The organism is Agromyces sp. Y558 (genome assembly GCF_059445415.1).
In genome coordinates, this window is the sequence record NZ_JCAIUH010000004.1 from 43,091 (window position 1) to 64,021 (window position 20,931).

Here is a 20,931-nt window from a genome sequence, read left to right on the forward strand (position 1 = left end):
ATTCAGTGCCCCTGGAGGGATTCGAACCCCCAACCTGCTCCTTAGGACGGAGTTGCTCTTCCATTGAGCTACAGAGGCTGGCCGCATCAGAGTCTACCCGGCCCGCGGTAGCGTGTTCAGCGGCGCGCGTGCGCCTTGGCGAACAGCGGCGGGGCCGCAGAACGGGGGCGGCATGAGCGAGTCGACGGGCACGAGGTTCTGGGTGGGCGCTTCGACGACCGGCATGCTGGGGTCGGCGGCACGAGGCATCCGGCCGCTGGATGTCGCGGCCGACGGCCGGGCGACGCTCGGCGAACCCGTCGACGTGGGTCCGAACCCCATGTACCTCGCCCTCTCCCCCGCGACCGGCGTGCTCGGCATCGTGCACGAGCTCACCGACGGCCTCGTCTCGACGTGGATGCTCGAAAGCGACGGCCCCGTGCCGTTCGGCCGGCCGGGAGCCACTGGCGTCGCGGGCCCCTGCCATCTCGCCTTCGATGAGTCGGGCGGCCTCATCTTCGTCGCGAACTACTCGGGCGCCCGGCTCTCGGTGCACCAGGCGACGTGGGATGCCGCGGCAGACGTCGTCGTCGCTGCCGACTTCACCGGCACTGGCCCGAATCACGATCGGCAGCAGTCGTCGCACCCGCACCAGGCCGTGCTCGACTCGGTGCGCGACCACCTGCTCGTACCGGATCTCGGCACCGACCGCATCCGCGTGCTCGGACTCGGCGGGCTTCCCACGAGCCTCGACCACGACAGCGCCGACGACATCGTGCTGCACGCCGGCGCCGGCCCCCGCCATCTCGTCATCGACGGCGACCTCGCGATCACCGCGAACGAACTCGACCGCACTGCGAGCATCATCGACCTCGTCGAGGGGCGTGAGGTGGCGTGGTTCTCGATCGGCGACGACGTCGAGCCGAGAGGCCTCGGTTGCTCGGCGATCCGGTTGACGCGCGGCGGCATCGTGCTCATCGGCGACCGCGACGCCGACGCGCTGCGCGCGTTGCGCTTCGACGCAGCGGCGCACACCCTCGAGCTCGTGGCGACGGTGAAGACCGGCGGGCGGCATCCGCGCGACCTGAACGTGACCCACGACGAGCGATTCGCGCTCGTCGCCGATCAGGGTTCGGACTCGATCGCGGTGATCGCGCTTGACGCGAGGGGCGTGCCGACCGAGGTCGTCGGTGTCGTCAAGACGCCGGCGCCGGCGTGCTTGGCTCGGGTGTAGGTCTCGATACGGCCCTGGCGGGCCTACTCGACGAGCGGAGCGACGGCCCTGGCGGGCCTCCTCGACCAGCGGAAGGAGTCAGGCCGGCGGGTACAGGTACAGGGCCTCGCTGATCTGGATCGTGCGCCGATGGTACGAGTGGTCGGAGTTCTGGTTGTACTCCTCGATGTTCACGGTGCCGTCGCCATTGACCGACTGCACGTAGGCCACATGGTTGTAGGGGAACCAGGCGACCGCGCCGACGACGGGTTCGCTCGAGGTCGGCCAGCCGCGGCTCGCCCACTCGTCGGCCCATGCATAGGCGCTACCCGACGCAAGGTTGCTCCAGTCCCACTTCCAGGGGGCACTCGTCACGCCGGCATCGCGATTCATGCGCCAGGCGACGAAGTCGACGCACTCGCGGAAGAAGTACCGCAGCGGCGACAGCCCTCCGCCGTAGTCGTCGGGCGTCTGGTCCCACCAGGGGTAGTCGTCGCCCTCGGCCTTGACCGTGTAGACCGCGTACTCGCCGGTGCCGCGCGAAGCGAGGTTTGCCGCCCACGCCGCCTTGTCGAGAGCCTCCTGATCGACGCGAGCCGCCTCGATCTCGGCCTTCGTCGTGACCGCATACGAATCACCCGAGAGCGGTGCGCCACTCGCGAGCGAGGAGACCTCGATGTCTTGTGCCTCGGCCTTCGACAGGCTGAAGGTTCCGGATGTACCGAACGTCTCGCCGCCCGGCATGAATGCGTATGCCGGCAGTGCCACGGTGCCCACGATCGCGGGCACCACGAGCACGGTCGCGAAGACGCGCATCGGCCCGTTGCGGCGAGTGGTGCGCGGAGCATGAGCCACGGCTTTCGCGACGTCGGCGGCCGGAGTCGAACGATTCGTTTGCACTGCGACTGATGCCGCGGCATCCGTTCTGCCCTGACTTCGCCGTTTCGGCGCCTTGGCGGCGCTTCGTCGCGCTCGACCTCGGTCGGCCGACCGACGCACTGAGCGGGGGCGCTCGTGTGCGTCGTTCGTCTCGTCACCGTTCAACAGCTGGACCTCCGGGCACCGTGTCGAGGCCGCAATGCAGCCTGGTTACGGAGTGGCTTCTCGGGTAGCGGCGACCTGTGGGCCGCCGGACTCGTACCACAATAGGGCACGTGGCGTGCCTTTGTCACGACTCGATCACGCGGCTGTCGCGAGGTATTCGTCCCACTGCGGCAGTGGGCGCTCGAAGCCGCGGGCCGCCCAGCCTCGCCCATTGGGCCGGCCCGGCGTGATGCGCAGCTCCCAGCCCATTTCGGCGGGAGTACGGTCGCTCTTCGTGTTGTTGCAGCGCAGGCAGCAGGCGACGAGATTCTCCCACGTGTCCCGGCCACCTCGCGATCGAGGCAGCACATGGTCGATCGTTGCGGCGGATCTGCCGCAGTAGGCGCAACGGTGATCATCGCGTCGCAGCACGCCTCGCCGGCTCACCGGCGCCTGGTTCGCGCGTGGGGCACGCACGTACCGGGTGAGCAGGATGACGCTCGGCCGTTGCCACGAACCGCTCGCCGCGCACACGGGGTTGCCCTCTTCGTGCTGGATGACGGTGGCCTTGTGGTTCATGACGAGGAGCAGCGCCCGCTTGAAGGAGACGATGGCGAGGGGCTCATAGCCCGCGTTGAGCACGAGTGTGCGCATGGAGTGCCTTTCGATCGGTGCTGGATGGCTTCCAGCCGCGTGAACGGTTCGGCGTTCCGAGAAAGTGGTCGGGTCGGGTCTGCACCGCCGGAATTCGGCGGATCGAACTGCCCGGAGAACAGAGAACGGGCACCGTCGTGGTGACAGTGCCCGTCGGAGCGTTCGCCCGGTTCGTGCTCGATTGACTACTGCGCCGTTGGTCGACGGACGCGCGCGCACCCGCGGAATGGATGCTGCGCGACTTGACCAACGGCTTCCCCTGCCCGGTTTTCTCGGATCGTCAGGGTTTCAGGTTAGAACACGAATGGCGCACCGGGAACTTCCGGCGCGCCATTCACGTGTCGAGTCACGCGATGTTCAACGATCAGATGCCGATGCGAACGATGTAGTAGTCGCTCGACCAGATGGGCTGAACACGAACGGATGCCCCTTCGTAGGGCGCGTGCAAGATCATGCCGTTGCCCGCGTAGAAACCGTCGTGGCCCGGCATGATGACGAGGTCGCCGGGCTGCGCGTCGGCCTCGGAGATGCGGGTGCCCATGGCGCCCTGACCGTTCGAGGAGTGGGGCATGCCGACGCCGAACTGCGCATACACGTACATCACGAAGCCCGAGCAGTCGAAGCCGGCCGGGGTCGCGCCGCCGTACACGTACGGCGTGCCGATGTACTGCGTCGCGACGTTGTAGACGCTCGCGAGGTCGAAGGTCGGGTAGGGCGGGTTGGCGAGGAAATCGCCGACCGACGGGCCGGAGTACGACTCGGCGTACGAGGTCATCGCCGTCTCTGCCGCGACACGGGCCGCCTCGGCCTCTGCTGCGGCCTGCGCGGCAGCCTGGATCTCGGCGCCCGAGACTGCGGCGTAGCCGTCTTTCGTCATGGGCGCGGCGATGACGTCATCGGTCACCTCGACGGACTGCGCCTGCGCCTTCGTGAGCTTCGTCTCGTCGGTCTGGGCGAACTGAGGGCCGCCGCTGCCCGGAGCGAACGCGTACGCCGGAATGGCGAGCGTGCCCACGATGCCGGCAGCGACCGTCATGACGAGCACGTTCGCAAGCCGGCCGCGACGCAGCCGACGAGTCGACGGCAACCTCGACGCGGCGACGCGGGCCGCCGCATCCGGCTGTGGAGAGGCAGGGGAAACGGGAGGCTTCGAGGCGATGACCGCCTTCGTAGCGGCCCCGCGAGCGTGGCTGCTGGTGAACCGACGCCGAGAGAATCGAGCCAAAATGTGTACCTCCGTCGCCTCTCGACATCAGATGTCACCCCACCGGGTGCGCGCAGCGGCGCTTTCGGGTACTTGATCGAGCGGTGGGCTTGGGAGGCGTCTCGACCCTGGTCCTCCGACTGGCTTCTTGCCGGCGGACTCGAATGAGACTACGCCAGCCGTGCCCGAATGTCACATTCTGATCACGGCGCGGCTCTGATCGGGCCTATTCCGCGATGAAGATATGGCCGGCGACTTCGCTCGGCAGCTCGAGTCCGCCTTCGACTCCATCGACCTCGACGAGCACGTACCCACCGACGCGGCTGAACGACGCCGTGGCGCCGGGCATCACACCGGCCTGCTTGAGCTGACCGAGGAGCTCGGGGTCGAACTGCACGGGTTCTGCGAGGCGGCGAACCACGCCGCGCACCGGGGTCTCACTCGCATCGACGGCCTCGACGACGTTGACGACGCCCGACATGAACGCATCTGCTGCGGGGAGACCGAGCTCTTCGAGGCCCGGGATGGGGTTGCCGTACGGCGATTCGCGCGGGCTGCCGAGGATCTCGATGAGGCGACGCTCGACCTGTTCGCTCATCACGTGCTCCCAGCGGCATGCCTCGACGTGCACGAACTCCCACTCGAGCCCGATGACGTCGGCGAGGAGCCGCTCGGCGAGTCGGTGCTTGCGCATGACGTGCACGGCCTTGGAGCGCCCCTCGGGAGTGAGCTCGAGATGCCGGTCGCCGGAGACGACCACGAGTCCGTCGCGCTCCATGCGGGCCACGGTCTGCGAGACCGTCGGTCCGGAGTGACCGAGTCGTTCGGAGATGCGTGCCCGAAGGGGCACGATGTTCTCCTCCTCGAGGTCGAGGATCGTGCGGAGATACATCTCCGTGGTGTCGATCAAGTCCGTCACGCGCGCCATCCTCCCGTTGTCACAGCCCGTCGTCCAGCCTACCGGGCGGCGCCCCATCGCTAGACTCGACCGCATGCCGAGCATCGTGATTCCCCGTGACCTGCTGCCCGCCGACGGGCGTTTCGGTTGCGGTCCGTCCAAGGTTCGGCCCGAGCAGCTCGCACACCTCGCCGAGGTGGGCCCATCGGTACTCGGCACCTCGCACCGCCAGGCACCTGTCAAGCAACTGGTCGGTCGGATCCGCAGTGGGCTGAGCGATCTCTTCGCCCTGCCCGACGGCTACGAGGTCGTGCTCGGCAACGGCGGATCGACAGCGTTCTGGGATGCCGCGGCATTCGGCCTCATCGAGCAGCGCGCCCAGCTCGCATCGTTCGGCGAGTTCGGCGCCAAGTTCGCCGCTGCGGCCGCCGCACCGTGGCTCACCGCCCCCGACGTGCGCAAGGCCGATCCGGGCTCGCGGGCGGAGCTCTCGCCACTCGAGGGTGTCGACGTCTACGCCTGGCCGCAGAACGAGACCTCCACCGGCGTCATGGCGCCGGTCACCCGCATAGCCGGCGACGAAAGCGCACTCACGGTGATCGACGCGACGAGTGCCGCGGGCGGCATCCACGTCGACCCCACGCAGTTCGACGTCTACTACTTCGCTCCGCAGAAGAACTTCGCCTCCGACGGCGGCATCTGGTTCGCCCTCCTCTCGCCGACGGCGATCGAGCGCGTCGAGCGCGTCGCAGCGAGCGGTCGATACATCCCCGAGTTCCTGTCGCTGAAGAACGCCGTCGACAATTCTCGACTCGACCAGACCTTGAACACCCCGGCTCTCGCCACCCTGCTTCTGCTCGAGAACCAGCTCGAGTGGATGAACGCCTCAGGTGGTCTGACGTGGGCCGACGCCCGCACACGAGAGTCGTCGTCCGTGCTCTACGACTGGGCCGCGCGCACCCCGGTCGCCACCCCGTTCGTCGTCGACCCGGCGCACAGATCGCAGGTGGTCGTCACGATCGATTTCGACGAGTCGACGGATGCTGCGGCGCTCGCGTCGGTTCTCCGCGAGAACGGCATCGTCGATACCGAGCCGTATCGCAAGCTCGGACGCAACCAACTGCGCGTCGCGACTTTCACCGCCATCGAGCCCGACGATGTGCGTGCACTCACTGCCTCGATCGACTACGTGCTCGCTCAGATCGGCTGACCCGGCGTGCGATTCTGGCTCAGCGACGACGAACGGCGCCCGGATCCTGCGCCCGCCCGCGCCGACGCCCGCAAGGCGGTTGTCGCCGGCACTGCCGGGTGGGTGCTCGCACTCATCGCCTGCCTCGTGTTCCGCGAACCGCTCGAGTCGGCGGGGCTCGGCTGGTTCACGGCCGCCACGATCACCGGCGTCGTGCTCGGCGTCATCGGCCTCGCGGTCGTGCAGCTGATCCGCCGGCGGGACGTTCAGTCGACGGGGCGCTCCTCGACCTGATCGTCGTCGTCCTCGTCGTCCTCGTCGTCCTCGTCGTCCTCGTCGTCGGAATCGTCGTCCTCGTCGTCGGATTCAGCATCCTCGTCGTCGGAGTCGTCGTCATCTGACTCGTCGAGGGCATCGATGTCGATTCCATCGAACTCGTCGTCGTGGTCGTGGTCGACATCCTCGTCGTCGTGTTCGTCATCGTCGTCGAGATCATCGTCGTCGTCGTCGTCGTCGAGGTCGTCATCGCCCCCGTCGTCGGACCCCTCGGTGCCGTCGGCATCGCCTGATTCTCGGGCAGCGGCGGCCAGGGCGTCTTGTGCTGCACGGTAGTCGGCCAGGCGTTCCGACCACGGCACCCAGTCGGGCGCGAGCAAGGCCGTCTCTCCGGGCATGAGCTCGGTCTCGAGCACTGTCGGCTCGGCCTCGCCGTCGACTCGCGAGAGCGTGACGCTCCACCGCCAGCCGGGGTAGCCGCTGAGGTCGGAGGCGAAGAGCAGCGTGAGCACGTGCTCACCCTCGACGAGGTGTCCGACCACCGACCCGATCGTCTCGGGCGGGGTCACCTCGAGAAGCGCCCGCCGGGCGAGGTCTGCCGACGCCAAGAGCACGTCATCGGGCGCGCCGACGGGTGCGTCGACATTCGCCTCGACGGGTGCGCTATCGGGTTCGGTCGACTCAGGCATCCAGATCGTCTGCCACCTTGCGCAGCACCGCAGAGACGGTACGTGCCTTCGACTTCTCGGGGTAGCGGCCGCGACGGAGATCTGAACCGATGCCATCGAGCACCTTCACGACGTCTTCGACGATGATCGCCATGTCGTCGGCTGGCATGCGATTGATCTTGGTGAGGCTCACCGGCGTGTCGAGCACGCGCACCGAGAGAGCCTGCGCGCCGCGCTTGCCCTCTGCGACACCGAACTCCAGGCGGCTGCCCGCGCGCACGGTCGCGCCGGCGGGAAGAGCGGATGCATGGAGGAAGACCTCTTGGCCGTCATCGGAGCTGATGAAGCCGAATCCCTTCTCCTCGTCGTAGAACTTGACCTTGCCGGTGGGCATCGTGGAAACCTCGCTCATGTCTGCAGGCGCGCTCAAACGCTGCGCCGTCCACCGCCCAGTCTAGGGCTCCGGGGCACCCGCGAGTGGGTCGCCTGGCCTATTCTGGACCCGTGAGCGATTCCGGCCCCATCATCGACAATCGCGCCGAGCGCGTCCTCGCCTATATGTTCGCCGCCGTGGTCGGCCTTTCGATCATCTGCTTCTTCGCCGTCATGATCGGCACGTTCTCCGGCGTCACGCGCGAAGAGATGGGCTCGGGCTTCTGGGCCGTCGTCACGATGCTGCCCTGGTTCGGCCTGCCGATCGCCTTCCTCCTCCTGATCGCCCTCCTCATCATCAACGGCGTCCGCCGGGCCCGCACCTCACGAGCCGAATCGAGCTGACCGGAGACGATGCTCGAGCTCGCCGCACGACTCCGCGAGCTGTCGCGAGACTCTCTCGCGGCAGCACTGCAGTCGCGCGAGTTCGAGCCGTCGGGCGTGCGCGACCTCTTCGACCTCGCCGAGGCCGTTCTCACCCCCGACTCGATCGACCACGCGGTCGGCCGCCTCGACCGTCGCAGGCTCGCGGTGCTCGCAACCACGGTCGACCTCGCCGCGGGCGGCGACAGCACGGCCGAGGCCGTACGCGACGAACTGGCGCGTCACGCTGCATCCGCAGAGCTGTCGGATGCCGCGGGCGAACTGCTCGACGTGCTCGACTCGCTCCTGCTCGTGGTGCACGTCGACGGCCGCGTGCACGTTCCTGCAGCGATCATCGCGCGGGTCGCGCCGAGACTCGGCGTCGACCTGCCCACAGTGGCCGAGCTGGCGGAGCCCGCACCGCCGGTGCTCGTCTCCGGCGACGAGATCGACCGCACGATCCTCGAGCGACGTGCGGCCGAGACCGCGTACGCGACTGTGGCGGCGACAGCCGAGGTGCTCGCTGCACTCGGCACCCAACCGGCACGCGAACTCGCGAAAGGCGGGCTCGCACTGCCCGACTCCAAGCGCCTCGCCGAGGCGAGCGGCACGGCGCTCGACGCGTTGCCTCGACTCTTCCACCGCGCCGACGAAGCCGGTCTCGTCGTGCGCGAAGGTGCGTTCTGGCTCGAATCCGAGAACGGAGCCGCGTGGGCGCTCGAGTCGGCCGAGGGCCGGTGGCGACGTCTCGCGGAGTGCTGGCGCGACCGCATCCCCGAGGCTCTGCGAGAACTCGTGGCGCGACGCAGTGAGTCGCTCACCGCAAGCACCCTTCGTGACGACGTGCGCTGGTTCTACCCCGCGGGCGGGCGATGGCTCGATGAAGGGCTCGAGCGACTCATCGGCGAAGCCGAGGCGCTCGGGCTGGCGGTCGCTGGCGAACCGGGCACGATCGCACTCCTCGTGCTCGGGGGCGAGCTCGACCAGGCCGCAGCTCGACTCGCGGCGCATTTCCCCGCCCAAGTCGACAAGGTGTACCTGCAGCACGATCTCTCGATCGTCTCGCCCGGGCCGCCCGAACCCTCGCTCGATGCCCGACTCCGAGGCTTCGCCGACGTCGAGGGTCGAGACCTGGCCTCGACGTACCGCGTCAGCGCGGCATCCGTCAATCGCGGGCTCGCCGCCGGCGAGACAGCCGACTCGATCCTCGCGTTCCTCGGCGGACTCTCGCTCACCGGCATCCCCCAGCCCCTCTCGTACCTCGTGGGCGAGGCGGCCGCCCGCTTCGGCTCACTGCGGGTCGCCGTTGCGGCCGAGACGGATGCCCCGGCGCGCGCCGCGATCCGCTCCGATGACGAGCAACTCGTGCGCACGCTCGCCGTCGACCAGTCGCTCGCACCGATCGGCCTGAGACAGACCGGGACCCACCGTTTGCTCTCCCGGTTCGCCCCCGAAGTCGTGTTCTGGGCCCTCTCCGACGCCCGCTATCCCGTGGCTGCGGAAGACGCTGCCGGCAACATCATCCGACTCCGCCGGCACCACCTCGCGTCGGTGCCCGACCCCGCTCCGAAAGCCGACCCCATCGAGGCCCTGCTCGATCTCGTCCTCGCCGAGGGCGAGGCCGGCGCGACCGAACAGGCGTGGCTCGCGCGGCAGCTCGAGGCGGCGGCGCGGTCGAAAGAGACCCTCACGGTCACCGTGCGCATGCCGGGCGGCGACACCGCCGACTACCTCCTCGCCCCCGCGAGCGTCGCCAACGGCCGACTGCGTGCGCGCGACCGCAAGGCCGACATCGAGCGCACCCTTCCGCTGTCGGCGATCGCGGCTGTCTCCCCGGCGCCCGCCGGCACCTGACCGGCGCGCCTTCTCCGACCGGCCCAACGGCCCTGGCGATCCTGACCGGAGACAGGACGAACACGCCGCCGCGGCGACGAGAACAGGCGCGGTGTGGGCGTATGCGGCGGCGCTGCCTGTTCTCGTCGCCATGGCCACGCGGCCGTCCTCCCATGAACCGGGCGTAGACTCGACGGCTATGTCAGACGGCCCACTCATCGTGCAGAGCGACCGAACCGTCCTCCTCGAGGTCGCCCATCCGCTCGCCGAAGATGCGCGTCACGATCTGGCGGTGTTCGCCGAGCTCGAGCGCGCCCCAGAGCACGTGCACACCTACCGCATCACGAGGCTCGGACTGTGGAACGCCAGGGCAGCCGGCCACGACGCCGCAGACATGCTCGCGACCCTCGAACGGTACGCGAAGTTCCCGGTGCCGCAGACGGTCGCGGTCGACATGCGCGAGACGGTCGGCCGCTACGGCCGGCTCGTCGTCGATCGCACGGACGACGGCGCCCTGCGCCTGCACAGCGACGACGCCGCGGTGCTCACCGAAGTGGCCGGCGCCAGGCGCATCGCACCGCTCCTGACCGAACGCATCGACGAGCGGAGCTTCCTCGTCGCCGCGTGGGCACGAGGCGCCCTCAAGCAAGAGCTGGTGAAGCTCGGTTGGCCGGCTGAAGACCTCGCCGGTTACACCCCCGGCACACCGCACCAGATCGACCTCGATCAGGCCGACTGGCACTTGCGCGACTACCAGCAGAAGGCCATCGACAACTTCTTCGACGGCGGATCGGGCGTCGTCGTGCTGCCGTGCGGTGCCGGCAAGACCCTTGTCGGTGCCGGCGCGATGGCGACCGCGAAGACGACGACGCTCATCCTCGTGACGAACACTGTCTCTGCGCGCCAATGGCGCGCCGAACTGCTGAAGCGCACGAGCCTCACCGCCGACGAGATCGGCGAGTACTCGGGGCAGGTCAAAGAGGTCAAGCCCGTCACGATCGCCACGTACCAGATCCTCACCGCGAAGCGGAAGGGCGAGTACGCGCACCTCGCGCTCCTCGACGCGCTCGACTGGGGACTCGTGGTCTACGACGAGGTGCACCTGCTGCCCGCGCCCGTGTTCAAGCTCACCGCCGAGCTGCAGGCACGCCGCCGGCTCGGCCTCACCGCGACGCTCGTGCGTGAAGACGGTCGCGAAGGCGACGTGTTCAGCCTCATCGGCCCGAAGCGCTTCGACGCGCCGTGGAAGGAGATCGAGGCCCAGGGCTTCATCTCCCCGGCCGCCTGCTACGAGGTGCGCATCGACCTGCCGCAGTCCGAGCGGCTCACGTACGCGGCATCCGCCGACGACGAGCGCTATCGGCTCGCCGCCACCGCTCCCGCGAAGCTCGGCGTGGTGAAGGAGTTGGTCGCCAAGCATGCCGGCGAGCGCATCCTCGTGATCGGGCAGTACCTCGACCAGATCGACGAACTGGCCGATGCGCTCGGCGCCCCGAAGCTCACCGGAGCGACGCCGGTCGATGAACGCGAGCGGCTCTACCAGGAGTTCCGCGACGGGCGCACGCCCGTGCTCGTGGTCTCGAAGGTCGCGAACTTCTCGGTCGACCTGCCAGAGGCGACGGTCGCCATCCAGGTGTCGGGGTCGTTCGGCTCACGCCAGGAGGAGGCACAGCGACTCGGTCGCCTGCTGCGGCCGAAGGAGTCGGGCCTGTCGGCGAACTTCTACACCCTCGTGGCCCGAGACACCGTCGACCAGGACTTCGCGCAGAACCGCCAGCGGTTCCTCGCGGAGCAGGGCTACAGCTATACGATCCTCGACGCGCACTCGCTCGAAGCTGCGTGACCCGGCGGGCGCGAAGCGACGCTCCAGGTCACGAAAGGCGGAGCAGGAGCGTGAAGGGACGAAGTCGCTTCACGCGTGCTCGGCAGATTCGAGAAGGTGACTCCCGCCCTCAGCCACGCGAGTAGCGCAAGAGCAGGAGGTCGCCTGCGGGGATCGCGTGCACGAGGTGCATGCGACGCTCGAACTCGGGGGTGCCGCGCACGATGCGACCCGCGGTTCCTCCGACCAGCAGCGGACTGAGCGAGAGGCAGAGCTCGTCGACGACGTCTGCCTCGAGCAGCGATCCGAACAGGAGCGGCCCGCCCTCGCAGAGCACCTGCCGGAGCCCGCGCTCGGCGAGCACGTCGAGCATGGCGCGCACATCGACGGCGCGTTCGCCGACCACGACGACCTCGGCGACCTGCGCGAGCGCCTCGCGGCGCGCAACGGGAGACGCCGCGTGAGTCACGACGATCGGACGGGTCGCGGCCGCCGTGAAGAACGCGGCATCGGGATCGAGCTCGAGCGAAGAGGAGACCACGGCGACCCTCGGCTGCTGCGGCAGCCCGTGCGCGACGCGCCACGCGGCATCCGTCTCGCCGACCGCCAGCCCGCCGTAGCCTTCGGTGCGCACCGTGCCCGCGCCGACCAGCACGACATCGGCGAGCGCGCGCAACACCTGCATCGCGAGACGGTCGTTCGCATCGCCGAGGCCGCCGCTGCGACCCTCGACCGTCGCCGCGCCGTCGAGGCTCGCCACGAAGTTCATGCGCACCGCTCGCACTTCGCGATCGGATATCCCGTTCGCCGCGAAGAGCTCATCGCGGTCGAGAGCCTGCCCTGCGCCACTCATCGGTTGTGCTCCAGGAACACCGGCTCGCGCCACCCCTCGATCGCCCCGATCATGCGCATCGCATCGACCGTCTCGCGCACGTTGTGCACCCGCACGATGCGCGCGCCCTGCATGACGCAGTACACGGCGGCGGCGATCGAACCCTCGATGCGCTGTTCGCGAGGGCGGCCGAGGCTCTCGCCGACGAAGTCCTTGTTCGAGAGCGCCACGAGTGTCGGATAGCCGAGCGCGGTGATCTCACCGAGGCGGCGAGTGAGCTCGAGCGAGTGCAGCGTGTGCTTGTTGAGGTCATGGCCCGGGTCGACGATGATGCGATCGGATGCCACACCTCGCGACTCCGCGAGGGCCACCCGCTCGGCGAGGAACGCCGACACCTCGGCGACGACATCGCCGTACTGCGGCGAGGGATACGGCGTGCGCGGCTTCGCGAGGCTGTGGGTGACGACGATCGTCGCCCCGGTCTCGGCGACGACGTCGGCCATGGCCGGGTCGTGGATGCCCGTCGTGTCGTTGACGACGTGGGCGCCCGCCGCGATCGCGGCCCGAGCCACCTCAGGATGGAACGTGTCGACCGAGATCACGGCACCTGATCCCGCGAGTGCGGACACAACCGGCACCACGCGCTCGATCTCTTCGGCGGGCGAGATCGGCGGCCCCGGCGCGAACTTCGCACCGCCGACGTCGATCCAGTCGGCGCCGAGTTCGATCGCCCGGTTCGCCGCATCGACGGCTGCCGCGAGCGCCTCCGTGCGGCCTCGGTCGTAGAACGAGTCCGGTGTGCGGTTGACGATCGCCATGACGGCGACCTCACGTGCGAAGTCGAATTCGCGAGGGCCGATGCGCCGGATCACCTGTGTTCGACTGCCCATGCTGCCGAGTCTTCCACGTCGCGGGCTGCCCGGCGCGCGCGGCATCCGACACCCCAAATTCGCGACCCTCGAAGAATGTTCAGGAAAGTTCCAGCCGATGCGCAGAGAATCATCACATGAGCGACGGACCACGAATTCTCATCGTCGACGACGAGCCCAACATCCGCGACCTTCTCACAACGAGCCTTCGCTTCGCCGGTTTCGCCGTGCGTGCAGTCAGCAATGGCGCGCAGACCATCTCCGCGGTGCTCGAAGAGGAACCCGATCTCATCATCCTCGACGTCATGCTGCCGGATATGAACGGCTTCGGCGTGACCAAGCGCCTGCGCTCGGCCGGCTACACCGCGCCGATCCTCTTCCTCACCGCCAAAGACGACACCGAAGACAAGATCACCGGCTTGACGGTCGGGGGCGACGACTATGTCACCAAGCCCTTCAGCCTCGACGAGATCGTCGCGCGCATCAAGGCGATCCTGCGCCGCACGATGCACGCCGAGGAAGACGCGGTCATCCGCACGGGCGAGCTCACGATGGACCAGGACACCCACGAGGTGCTCGTCGGCGACGTGCCGGTCGAGCTCTCCCCGACCGAGTTCAAGCTGCTGCGCTACCTCATGCTGAACCCCAACCGGGTGCTGTCGAAGGCGCAGATCCTCGACCACGTGTGGGAGTACGACTTCAACGGCGACGCCGGCATCGTGGAGAGCTACATCTCCTACCTCCGCCGCAAGCTCGATCAGCACTCCGCCGAGCCGCTGATCCAGACCAAGCGCGGATTCGGCTACATGCTGAAGTCCTCCAAGGCCTGACTCAGGAAGGCCCACCTAGACTCGGCCCGCCATGAATCAGATCTCCGAGCGGTGGAACCGCATCTCGCTGCGCACCAAGATCACGGGCGTCACCGTGCTCATGCTCACGCTCGGCCTTCTGGTCTCCGGAATCGGCACCGCGGCCATGCTGCGTTCCTACGTCGAAGCGCAGATGACGACCAAGCTCGAGACGATCGCGTCGGGTGAACTGAAGAAGTACTTCACCGATGAGAAAGACCTCGACAAGCGGGAGTTCATGCCGTCTGACGATGTCTTCATCGCGATCTACGATGCGACGACCGGCGAGAAGCAGAATACCAACTGGATCGATGGTGGGCCCGAGACGCATCCCATCGTCCCCGAGAACCTCACGCAAGATCAGGTCAACGAGCTCAACGGCTCGAACTACCAGGTCTTCCCACTGAAAGACGCCAACGGCTCGCCGAGCTTCAGAGGGGTCGCGGCGCTCATGCTCGCCGACGAGCACGGTGCATACTCTCCCATCATCATCGCCGTCTCCTCGAAGGACACCGAGCAGCTCCTCGCCGTCTACCTGACGATCTTCCTCGGCTTCGGGTTCGGTGTCGTGCTCGTCGGCGCGCTCCTGACTCGCATGCTCGTGACGACGACCTTCATGCCGCTCCGCGAAGTCGAGCGCACCGCTGCCGCGATCGCCGACGGCGACTTCAGCCAGCGCCTCGGCGGGGCGACGCCGAACACCGAGGTCGGGCGGCTGAACCGTTCGCTCAACACGATGCTCAACCGCATCGACCGGGCGTTCCGCGACCGCGCACGCACGATCGACCAAATGCGCCGGTTCGTCGGCGACGCCTCGCACGAGCTCCGCACTCCTCTCGTCTCGGTGCGCGGCTATGCCGAGCTCTACCGTATGGGCGCCCTGCAGAGCGCCGAAGAAGTCGGTCAGGCGATGGAGCGCATCGAGAAGGAGGCCATCCGCATGGGCGGCCTGGTCGAAGACCTGCTCGCCCTCGCCCGTCTCGATGAGGCCAAGCCGCTCGAACTCGCCGAGGTCGACCTCGTACCGCTCGCCCGCGACGCCGCCCTCGACACGATGGCCGCGCACCCCGCTCGCACGATCACGGTGATCGCGCCCGAAGATGTCAGCCGGGCGGATGCCGCGGGCGAACCCGCCCCCGACCTCGAGGTCGAGCTCGAACCCGCCGCCGACCGCGCCAGCACGCTCACCGGCCCGATCTCGTTCGCGGGTGCGACGCTCGCACGGTTGCGCGGCCGTCGTCCTCGCGGCGAGGCTGCGACGACGACCGGTAGCCGACGGGCGGCCGGGAAGGCCGGAGGCGGAGCATCCGTGCCCTCGAAGCGCGCCGGCCGCGCGTCGGCCGCTGCCGCGTCGGCTGCAGCCGCGTCGGCCGCAGCCGCTTCGGCCGCAGCCGCTGGCGCGCTGCCCGCACCGGCGACGGCGGACGCTCCTTCGGCTCAGGGCCGTCAGAAGCCTGTGCGGCGCACGGTCGTGCTCGCGGAGGAGAACAAGATCCGCCAGGTGATCACGAACCTGATGGGCAACGCGATCCGGTTCACCGCCTCCGACAGTCCCATCGAGATCCGCATCTCCGTCGATGAGTCCGCCGAGCGCGCGATGATCGAGGTCGTCGATCACGGTGAGGGCATCCCCCCGCAGATCCGCGAGAAGATCTTCCAGCGCTTCTGGCGCGCCGACACGTCTCGCACGCGCGAGACGGGTGGGTCCGGCCTCGGACTCGCGATCGTGTCCTCGATCGTCGCAGCGCACAACGGCACTGTCGACGTCGTCGAGACGCTGGGCGGCGGAGCGACCTTCCGGGTGTCGCTGCCACTGGCCGGCTCAGCGGCGGCGCAGTCGGTCGACGTCGACTGAGGCGCCCGCGAGTGCTTCAACGCAACCGACTCGTCCTCAACATGCGGCGGTCGACGGATGCCGCGCACCGATGCGTGCCCACGCGATTCCCTCGGTCGGTGCGCGCGTAGCGTGGCGACACACCGAACGAAGGGAACACCATGACCACGTACCAGGTCGACTCCGAGCAGGTCGCCGCCGCAACCCAGACGATGCGCGGCACGATCGGGCGCATCCAGTCCGAAGTGGCGTCGCTTCTCGGTCAGCTCACGGGCTTGCAGTCCTCGTGGTCGGGTCAGGCGTCGTCCGCCTTCCAGGGGGCTGTAGCCGACTGGCGCGCCACGCAGACACAGGTCGAAGAGAGTCTCGCCGGTCTCAACACCGCCCTCGGCACCGCAGCGATGCAGTACTCCGATGCCGAGCAGTCGAATGCCCGACTGTTCCTGCGCTGACGCCTGCTCAGCCCGCTGCGACGCGCTCGACCACGATGGCAACGATCTCCTCGGCCGCTGCCCGCGCCGCTTCGTAGTACGCGGCCGGTTGCGCGTAGTCGATATCGGGCGACGGCGTCGGATACACCATCACCTGCACCCAGTTCCCCACGACCGAGGCGTCGATTCGACACTCGATCTCAGCATCGGCGCACCGTTCGATCACTGCACCGTCGGGCACCCCGGCAACGTCGAGCGCCACCCCGCCCTCGGCGCGCCAAGCCGCAGCGAATCTGTCGAATGCCCAAGATCCGCTCGGGAGGATGCCGATCTGCCCCAGGGATGCGTCGCTGTCTGACAACGCGAGCGAACACCGCGCCGCGCCGATCTCAGTCGTCGCGTACCAGTATTGACCGATGCGCGGACCGTCCCATTGCGGCCCAACGCGCAGGCCGGGCACGTCCGTGACGGCAACGATCACGTCCGTCGGTGCGAGGGCGTCGCAATCCGCCGGCACGATGGCACTCGCGGCGTCGGGCACCCACCGCTCGTGCGGGGTCATCAATGCGACTCGCGCGATCATCGGGTCGATGAGCGCGCGGAACCCGGCAACGAGATCCTCGTTCGTCGTGTCCTCTGCGACCTCGATCCCGTCGACGGTGAGCTCGATCCAGGTCTGGCCGATGACGCCGAAGAGCTCGCAGTAACCGCGATCGAAGTCATCAGCCGCGCCGATGCAACGCGGCCCCTGCACATGCTCGCCGTACGTCGGATCTGCAATCTGATAGCCGTCGACGTAGGCGATCGCCCCATCGAGCCCCTCGGGCAGGATGCTCAGACGCACCGCCTTGCCGGTCGAGCCGGACCCGACGAAAGGGTCGATCGCGAGTCCGTTTTCCCAAAGGCAGGTCAGCGCACCGAGCTGCTCCCGCGCGGCGTCGTCGGGCGTGAGCCGCACCGCAGGGTCGACTTCCGCGAGCGCCGGATCGCTCGATCCGAGGAACGCCCGCAATGCCGCGGGATCCACGATGTCTTTGCATGTCGCGTCGATGCGCGGCGTCGGCCCTTCGGCGACCGCGGGTTCGGGGGTCGCAGTGGGTGTCGTCGTCGGTATGGCAGACGGCGCAGGCAACGGGGCGACGCATCCGGAGAACGCGACCGTCACGAGCGCAGCGGCGAAGATGAGCGGCACGCGATGGCGGAGCATGAGCTCACGCTATCGATGCGGACTCTTCGACGACTCACACTGCGGATAACGATTCAGCACGGTCACGCTGAGCAATCGGGATACGACGAAGGGCGCCTCCCTGAGGAGACGCCCTTCATCGTGCGCAGAGCGCGGAGGACTAGAAGTCCATGCCGCCCGTGGGGTCGCCGGCCGGAGCCGGGTTCTTCTCGGGCTTGTCGGCGACGACGGCCTCCGTGGTGAGGAAGAGGCCGGCGATCGACGCAGCGTTGAGCAGCGCCGAACGGGTGACCTTCACCGGGTCGTTGATGCCGGCAGCCAGCATGTCGACGTACTCGCCGGTCGCGGCGTTCAGACCGTGGCCGATCGGGAGGTTGCGCACGCGGTCGACCACGACGCCCGGCTCGAGGCCGGCGTTGAGGGCGATCTGCTTGAGCGGCGCGTCGATGGCCACGCGCACGATGTTCGCGCCGGTCGCCTCGTCACCCGTCAGTTCGAGCTTCTCGAACGCGGTCTTGCCTGCCTGGATGAGAGCGACGCCACCACCAGCGACGATGCCCTCTTCGACGGCGGCCTTCGCGTTGCGAACTGCGTCTTCGATGCGGTGCTTGCGCTCCTTGAGCTCGACCTCGGTCGCCGCACCCGCCTTGATGACGGCGACGCCGCCGGCGAGCTTGGCGAGGCGCTCCTGCAGCTTCTCGCGGTCGTAGTCGGAGTCGGTGTTGTCGATCTCCTTGCGGATCTGCGAGACACGGCCTGCGATGGCCTCCTCGTCGCCGCCACCCTCGACGATGGTCGTCTCATCTTTGGTGATGATGACCTTGCGGGCGGTGCCGAGCAGGTCGAGGGTGACGTTCTCGAGCTTGAGGCCGACCTCTTCCGAGATGACCTGGCCGCCGGTGAGCGTCGCGATGTCCTGCAGCTGCGCCTTGCGGCGGTCGCCGAAGCCGGGAGCCTTGACGGCGACCGACTTGAAGATGCCGCGGATCTTGTTGACGATCAGCGTGGCCAGGGCCTCGCCGTCGACGTCTTCAGCGATGATCAGGAGCTGCTTGCCGGTCTGGATGACCTTGTCGACGATCGGCAGCAGGTCTTTGATGTTCGAGACCTTGCCGTTGACGATCAGGATGTAGGGGTCTTCGAAGACCGCTTCCTGACGGTCGGGATCGGTGACGAAGTACGCCGACAGGTAGCCCTTGTCGAAGCGCATGCCCTCGGTCAGCTCGAGCTCGGTGCCGAAGGTGTTCGACTCCTCGACGGTGACGACACCCTCTTTGCCGACCTTGTCGATCGCCTCGGCGATGAGAGCACCGATCTGCTCGTCGCCGGCCGAGATCGAAGCCGTTGCGGCGATCTCTTCCTTCGTCTCGACGTCTTTCGCGTTCGCGAGGAGCTCGGTCTCGACGGCCGCGACGGCCTTCTCGATGCCGCGCTTCAGCAAGATGGGGTCGGCGCCTGCTGCGACGTTGCGAAGGCCCTCGCGCACGAGCGCCTGGGCGAGCACGACCGAGGTCGTGGTGCCGTCACCGGCGACGTCGTCGGTCTTCTTGGCGACCTCCTTGACGAGCTCGGCACCGATCTTCTCGTACGGGTCGTCGAGCTCGATCTCCTTGGCGATCGACACGCCGTCGTTCGTGATCGTGGGCGCGCCCCACTTCTTCTCGAGCACGACGTTACGGCCGCGCGGGCCGAGGGTCACCTTCACCGCGTCGGCAAGCGTGTTGAGGCCACGCTCGAGGCCGCGACGGGCCTCCTCGTTGAAAGCAATGATCTTTGCCATGTGTTTCTCTCGTCCTTTCCCGGACGTCTTCAAAGATTCGTTGGGTTAGCACTCAAAACGAGTGAGTGCTAAGACGATTCTGGCACTCGACCGTCGGGAGTGCAAGCGAGCGCGAGGCTGTCCGCTCAGGGCGTGAAGCTCGCCGAACCCTCGTTCGGCACGAGCTCCACCCATGTGTTGCCGGGGGCGAGGCGCAACGGCGAGCCGTCATCGGCGGTGAGGGTGATCGGCGACGCCGCGGCATCCTTCGACCAGGTGCCATGCGCTGTGCGGCCCCCAACCGAGACCCAGGCCTCGCCCGAGCCGATCAGGATCGTCTTCGGAATGTCCTCGTACGTGTCGTCGTCGATTCCGACGCGCAGCGTCACGACGTTCGTCGCCCGCACGCGCTCCCCCGACGCCTCGAGATCGGCCGAACCCTCCTGCGAACGCAACCACACGGATGCCCCGCCATCCCACTCCCATGCCGGGAAGCGCGCATCGGAGAACACGAGGTCGATCCGCGACGTCGGGGCCGCAGCGAGGGCCGGCGCAGCCAACGGATCCGCCGCGCCGTACACGAACTGCATGGGCGGCGGCGTGAGAGACGCGTTTCGTGCAACCGCCTCGCCGGCACGGAGGATCACGTCGTGCGGCCCCGGCCGCTCGTCGGCCCGGGAGAAGAGACCGGTGTCGTCGTAGTCGAAGACGATGTTGAGGAGCGGCGTCGCCATCATCATCTCGACGAACTGCTCCTGCCCGCCCGAATACGAGATGATGCCGCCGAACGGCGTCGCGATGTCGGGATCCATCGGACGAATCGAGCGCACGGGGCCGACCTCGTCGGGGACATCCGAATGCCAGACCGCGAGGTACCTGGTGATGCCGCCCTCGACGAGCTCCTCGAAGACGATGTCGGTTCGATTCAGCGCGACTTGCGGCCGAGCCTCTTCGTGGTTGTCGATCTTCACTGCGAGCGAGGGGTGGGCGAGCCCCGCAGCATCCGCCGCCGTGCCTCGAAGCGGCGCGAACGCCACGGCCACCGCAGACGAATCACCCGCGGGACGCGCCGTCACTCCGCCGGGCTGCGGGCCGGAGCCGGACGCCGATGACTGGCACCCGACGAGCATGACCACCGCCGAGGCGAGCACGGCGAACGCCGCTGCCCGCCGAAGCGGTGCCGGCCGGGCCCGCGCTGCCATGCGCTCAGCGTAGTCGGGCGGGCATCGGAGTCGGCCTGCGGCACGCCACGGACCCACTGCGACATACCGGGCGGATCAGGTGGAACCGGCTCAAGCGAGGCGGACCGCCTCGGCCTGAGGGCCCTTCGAACCCGTGCCGACCTCGAACACGACCTGCTGGCCCTCTTCGAGCACCTTGTAGCCGGACATGTCGATCGCGGAGTAGTGGACGAAGACGTCTTGGCCCCCCTCATCGACGGTGATGAATCCATAGCCCTTTTCAGCGTTGAACCACTTGACGGTTCCGTTCGCCATGCGTTGCTCCCATGTTGCCGTGTGTCGATCAGCACGTGCCTGTCGCCTGTACCGGGCCCCTCGTTCGTGCTGACGGGGCACCGGGACGGCGCCGGGCGTTCACACGGGATAGAGCGACCGAG

The 20,931-nt window shown here is 68.2% G+C and carries 21 protein-coding genes and 1 tRNA gene; 9 read left to right on the top strand and 13 right to left on the bottom strand.

Annotation, left to right across the window (positions count from 1 at the left end):
- Nucleotides 1-6: 6 nt before the first annotated feature.
- A tRNA-Arg gene (locus tag AC1C2T_RS17700) sits at nucleotides 7-78 on the bottom strand.
- A gap of 94 nt (nucleotides 79-172) precedes the next feature.
- Between AC1C2T_RS17700 and AC1C2T_RS17705 the strand changes: the two genes are divergently transcribed.
- Nucleotides 173-1,213, top strand: coding sequence for a lactonase family protein (locus AC1C2T_RS17705; protein ID WP_495386162.1), 1,041 nt, complete (start codon nucleotides 173-175; stop codon nucleotides 1,211-1,213).
- A gap of 78 nt (nucleotides 1,214-1,291) precedes the next feature.
- Here AC1C2T_RS17705 and AC1C2T_RS17710 read toward each other — a convergent pair whose 3' ends face one another.
- The 4 genes from AC1C2T_RS17710 to AC1C2T_RS17725 all read right to left on the bottom strand — a co-directional run bounded on the left by AC1C2T_RS17710 (nucleotide 1,292) and on the right by AC1C2T_RS17725 (nucleotide 4,992).
- On the bottom strand, nucleotides 1,292-2,047 hold the full coding sequence (locus AC1C2T_RS17710; protein WP_495386163.1) for a CHAP domain-containing protein: 756 nt from the start codon (nucleotides 2,045-2,047) through the stop codon (nucleotides 1,292-1,294).
- Nucleotides 2,048-2,371: 324 nt separating this feature from the next.
- Nucleotides 2,372-2,869 (bottom strand): HNH endonuclease, encoded by a 498-nt coding sequence (locus tag AC1C2T_RS17715; protein WP_495386164.1) that lies wholly within the window; start codon nucleotides 2,867-2,869, stop codon nucleotides 2,372-2,374.
- A gap of 364 nt (nucleotides 2,870-3,233) precedes the next feature.
- A complete protein-coding gene (locus AC1C2T_RS17720; protein WP_495362807.1) occupies nucleotides 3,234-3,905 on the bottom strand; it encodes a C40 family peptidase in 672 nt (223 codons plus the stop codon).
- Between the two features lie 394 nt (nucleotides 3,906-4,299).
- Nucleotides 4,300-4,992, bottom strand: a complete 693-nt coding sequence (locus tag AC1C2T_RS17725) for an iron-dependent transcriptional repressor DtxR (RefSeq protein ID WP_495362808.1) — start codon at nucleotides 4,990-4,992, stop codon at nucleotides 4,300-4,302.
- Nucleotides 4,993-5,065: 73 nt separating this feature from the next.
- Here AC1C2T_RS17725 and serC point away from each other — a divergent pair, with 73 nt between their 5' ends.
- Nucleotides 5,066-6,181, top strand: coding sequence for a phosphoserine transaminase (gene serC, locus AC1C2T_RS17730; protein WP_495386165.1), 1,116 nt, complete (start codon nucleotides 5,066-5,068; stop codon nucleotides 6,179-6,181).
- 6 nt (nucleotides 6,182-6,187) lie between these two features.
- Nucleotides 6,188-6,454 (top strand): DUF2530 domain-containing protein, encoded by a 267-nt coding sequence (locus AC1C2T_RS17735; RefSeq protein ID WP_495362810.1) that lies wholly within the window; start codon nucleotides 6,188-6,190, stop codon nucleotides 6,452-6,454.
- Here AC1C2T_RS17735 and AC1C2T_RS17740 read toward each other — a convergent pair.
- Together AC1C2T_RS17740 and AC1C2T_RS17745 are read right to left on the bottom strand one after the other, a co-directional pair.
- Nucleotides 6,427-7,125 (bottom strand): DUF3027 domain-containing protein, encoded by a 699-nt coding sequence (locus AC1C2T_RS17740; RefSeq protein WP_495386166.1) that lies wholly within the window; start codon nucleotides 7,123-7,125, stop codon nucleotides 6,427-6,429. The two genes, AC1C2T_RS17735 and AC1C2T_RS17740, sit on opposite strands and share 28 nt — an antisense overlap.
- Nucleotides 7,118-7,498, bottom strand: a complete 381-nt coding sequence (locus AC1C2T_RS17745) for a cold-shock protein (protein ID WP_495363107.1) — start codon at nucleotides 7,496-7,498, stop codon at nucleotides 7,118-7,120. Before AC1C2T_RS17745 ends, AC1C2T_RS17740 begins: the two co-directional genes overlap by 8 nt.
- Before the next feature lie 110 nt (nucleotides 7,499-7,608).
- Between AC1C2T_RS17745 and AC1C2T_RS17750 the strand changes: the two genes are divergently transcribed.
- The 3 genes from AC1C2T_RS17750 to AC1C2T_RS17760 all read left to right on the top strand — a co-directional run bounded on the left by AC1C2T_RS17750 (nucleotide 7,609) and on the right by AC1C2T_RS17760 (nucleotide 11,575).
- Nucleotides 7,609-7,881 carry a multidrug ABC transporter ATPase gene (locus tag AC1C2T_RS17750; RefSeq protein WP_495362812.1) on the top strand — a complete coding sequence of 91 codons (273 nt, stop codon included), beginning with the start codon at nucleotides 7,609-7,611 and terminating at the stop codon, nucleotides 7,879-7,881.
- Between the two features lie 9 nt (nucleotides 7,882-7,890).
- Nucleotides 7,891-9,753, top strand: a complete 1,863-nt coding sequence (locus tag AC1C2T_RS17755) for a helicase-associated domain-containing protein (RefSeq protein WP_495386167.1) — start codon at nucleotides 7,891-7,893, stop codon at nucleotides 9,751-9,753.
- A 178-nt stretch (nucleotides 9,754-9,931) separates the two neighbouring features.
- Nucleotides 9,932-11,575 carry a DNA repair helicase XPB gene (locus AC1C2T_RS17760; protein ID WP_495362814.1) on the top strand — a complete coding sequence of 548 codons (1,644 nt, stop codon included), beginning with the start codon at nucleotides 9,932-9,934 and terminating at the stop codon, nucleotides 11,573-11,575.
- Between the two features lie 109 nt (nucleotides 11,576-11,684).
- On the opposite strand, the gene AC1C2T_RS17765 is transcribed toward AC1C2T_RS17760, so the two are convergent.
- The gene (locus AC1C2T_RS17765) at nucleotides 11,685-12,407 is read right to left on the bottom strand and encodes a pyrimidine reductase family protein (protein WP_495386168.1); all 723 of its coding nucleotides are present in this window, start codon (nucleotides 12,405-12,407) and stop codon (nucleotides 11,685-11,687) included.
- Nucleotides 12,404-13,276: a dihydropteroate synthase gene (folP, locus tag AC1C2T_RS17770; protein ID WP_495386169.1), complete on the bottom strand. Its 873-nt coding sequence runs from the start codon at nucleotides 13,274-13,276 to the stop codon at nucleotides 12,404-12,406. The genes AC1C2T_RS17765 and folP overlap by 4 nt, the downstream gene beginning before the upstream one ends.
- Before the next feature lie 116 nt (nucleotides 13,277-13,392).
- Between folP and AC1C2T_RS17775 the strand changes: the two genes are divergently transcribed.
- From AC1C2T_RS17775 to AC1C2T_RS17785, 3 genes are all read left to right on the top strand, one after another.
- Nucleotides 13,393-14,085, top strand: coding sequence for a response regulator transcription factor (locus AC1C2T_RS17775; RefSeq protein ID WP_495362817.1), 693 nt, complete (start codon nucleotides 13,393-13,395; stop codon nucleotides 14,083-14,085).
- A gap of 31 nt (nucleotides 14,086-14,116) precedes the next feature.
- Nucleotides 14,117-15,958 carry a sensor histidine kinase gene (locus AC1C2T_RS17780; protein ID WP_495386170.1) on the top strand — a complete coding sequence of 614 codons (1,842 nt, stop codon included), beginning with the start codon at nucleotides 14,117-14,119 and terminating at the stop codon, nucleotides 15,956-15,958.
- Between the two features lie 140 nt (nucleotides 15,959-16,098).
- A complete protein-coding gene (locus AC1C2T_RS17785; protein WP_495362819.1) occupies nucleotides 16,099-16,389 on the top strand; it encodes a WXG100 family type VII secretion target in 291 nt (96 codons plus the stop codon).
- A gap of 7 nt (nucleotides 16,390-16,396) precedes the next feature.
- Here the strand turns inward: AC1C2T_RS17785 and AC1C2T_RS17790 are convergent, their stop codons facing one another.
- The 4 genes from AC1C2T_RS17790 to AC1C2T_RS17805 all read right to left on the bottom strand — a co-directional run bounded on the left by AC1C2T_RS17790 (nucleotide 16,397) and on the right by AC1C2T_RS17805 (nucleotide 20,809).
- Nucleotides 16,397-17,575, bottom strand: coding sequence for a hypothetical protein (locus AC1C2T_RS17790; RefSeq protein ID WP_495386171.1), 1,179 nt, complete (start codon nucleotides 17,573-17,575; stop codon nucleotides 16,397-16,399).
- Nucleotides 17,576-17,714: 139 nt separating this feature from the next.
- Nucleotides 17,715-19,334 (bottom strand): chaperonin GroEL, encoded by a 1,620-nt coding sequence (gene groL / locus AC1C2T_RS17795; RefSeq protein ID WP_495362821.1) that lies wholly within the window; start codon nucleotides 19,332-19,334, stop codon nucleotides 17,715-17,717.
- A 125-nt stretch (nucleotides 19,335-19,459) separates the two neighbouring features.
- Complete coding sequence (locus AC1C2T_RS17800; RefSeq protein ID WP_495386172.1) at nucleotides 19,460-20,515, bottom strand: DUF3048 domain-containing protein; 1,056 nt, start codon at nucleotides 20,513-20,515, stop codon at nucleotides 19,460-19,462.
- A gap of 90 nt (nucleotides 20,516-20,605) precedes the next feature.
- The gene (locus tag AC1C2T_RS17805; protein ID WP_495362823.1) at nucleotides 20,606-20,809 is read right to left on the bottom strand and encodes a cold-shock protein; all 204 of its coding nucleotides are present in this window, start codon (nucleotides 20,807-20,809) and stop codon (nucleotides 20,606-20,608) included.
- Nucleotides 20,810-20,931 lie beyond the last annotated feature (122 nt).

Coding starts and splice junctions, on each gene's coding strand:
- AC1C2T_RS17775 (WP_495362817.1), top strand. CDS start 13,393: ATGAGCGACGGACCACGAATTCTCATCGTCGACGACGAGCCCAACATC.
- AC1C2T_RS17805 (WP_495362823.1), bottom strand. CDS start 20,809: ATGGCGAACGGAACCGTCAAGTGGTTCAACGCTGAAAAGGGCTATGGA.
- AC1C2T_RS17790 (WP_495386171.1), bottom strand. CDS start 17,575: ATGCTCCGCCATCGCGTGCCGCTCATCTTCGCCGCTGCGCTCGTGACG.
- AC1C2T_RS17760 (WP_495362814.1), top strand. CDS start 9,932: ATGTCAGACGGCCCACTCATCGTGCAGAGCGACCGAACCGTCCTCCTC.
- folP (WP_495386169.1), bottom strand. CDS start 13,276: ATGGGCAGTCGAACACAGGTGATCCGGCGCATCGGCCCTCGCGAATTC.
- AC1C2T_RS17765 (WP_495386168.1), bottom strand. CDS start 12,407: ATGAGTGGCGCAGGGCAGGCTCTCGACCGCGATGAGCTCTTCGCGGCG.
- AC1C2T_RS17755 (WP_495386167.1), top strand. CDS start 7,891: ATGCTCGAGCTCGCCGCACGACTCCGCGAGCTGTCGCGAGACTCTCTC.
- AC1C2T_RS17705 (WP_495386162.1), top strand. CDS start 173: ATGAGCGAGTCGACGGGCACGAGGTTCTGGGTGGGCGCTTCGACGACC.
- AC1C2T_RS17740 (WP_495386166.1), bottom strand. CDS start 7,125: ATGCCTGAGTCGACCGAACCCGATAGCGCACCCGTCGAGGCGAATGTC.
- groL (WP_495362821.1), bottom strand. CDS start 19,334: ATGGCAAAGATCATTGCTTTCAACGAGGAGGCCCGTCGCGGCCTCGAG.
- AC1C2T_RS17800 (WP_495386172.1), bottom strand. CDS start 20,515: ATGGCAGCGCGGGCCCGGCCGGCACCGCTTCGGCGGGCAGCGGCGTTC.
- AC1C2T_RS17785 (WP_495362819.1), top strand. CDS start 16,099: ATGACCACGTACCAGGTCGACTCCGAGCAGGTCGCCGCCGCAACCCAG.
- serC (WP_495386165.1), top strand. CDS start 5,066: ATGCCGAGCATCGTGATTCCCCGTGACCTGCTGCCCGCCGACGGGCGT.
- AC1C2T_RS17745 (WP_495363107.1), bottom strand. CDS start 7,498: ATGCCCACCGGCAAGGTCAAGTTCTACGACGAGGAGAAGGGATTCGGC.
- AC1C2T_RS17780 (WP_495386170.1), top strand. CDS start 14,117: ATGAATCAGATCTCCGAGCGGTGGAACCGCATCTCGCTGCGCACCAAG.
- AC1C2T_RS17715 (WP_495386164.1), bottom strand. CDS start 2,869: ATGCGCACACTCGTGCTCAACGCGGGCTATGAGCCCCTCGCCATCGTC.
- AC1C2T_RS17720 (WP_495362807.1), bottom strand. CDS start 3,905: ATGACGGTCGCTGCCGGCATCGTGGGCACGCTCGCCATTCCGGCGTAC.